This is a genomic window from Lysobacter sp. TAB13 (assembly GCF_052113885.1).
Lineage (GTDB): Bacteria > Pseudomonadota > Gammaproteobacteria > Xanthomonadales > Xanthomonadaceae > Lysobacter > Lysobacter gummosus.
Genome location: NZ_JBFRDR010000291.1, coordinates 1 through 403, shown reverse-complemented (window position 1 = coordinate 403; position 403 = coordinate 1). Strand labels below are relative to the sequence as shown.

The following is a 403-nucleotide window of genomic DNA, read 5'->3' as shown; positions in this document are numbered from 1 at the left end:
GCGTCGTGCCGGAGCTCGCGAGTTCCTTGATGACGTCGAGCACCTCGCCGACSAGYTCGGGATCGARCGCCGAGGTYGGCTCGTCGAAGAGCAGGACCTTCGGCCGAAGTGCGAGGGCGCGGGCAATCGCAACRCGCTGCTGCTGGCCGCCGGAAAGCTGGCGCGGATAGGCTTCGGCCTTCTCGGAGAGGCCGACGCGGGCCAGCAGTTCGCGCGCCTGGGCGATAGCCTCGTCCCGGCCGGTGTTCCGCACTGTGATCGGTGCCTCGATGACGTTCTCGAGCGCGGTCAGATGCGGGAACAGGTTGAAGYTCTGRAACACCATGCCGACATCGACGCGGCGCTTCAGGATATCCTTCTCCTTGAGCTCGTAGAGTGTGTCGCCATCCCGGCGGTAACCGAT

The 403-nt window shown here is 65.7% G+C and carries 1 protein-coding gene; it reads right to left on the bottom strand.

Annotated features, from left to right (window positions below):
• Window positions 1–403 (bottom strand): amino acid ABC transporter ATP-binding protein (locus tag AB4Y92_RS26225; protein ID WP_441822283.1); only part of this gene is annotated, 403 nt, incomplete at both ends.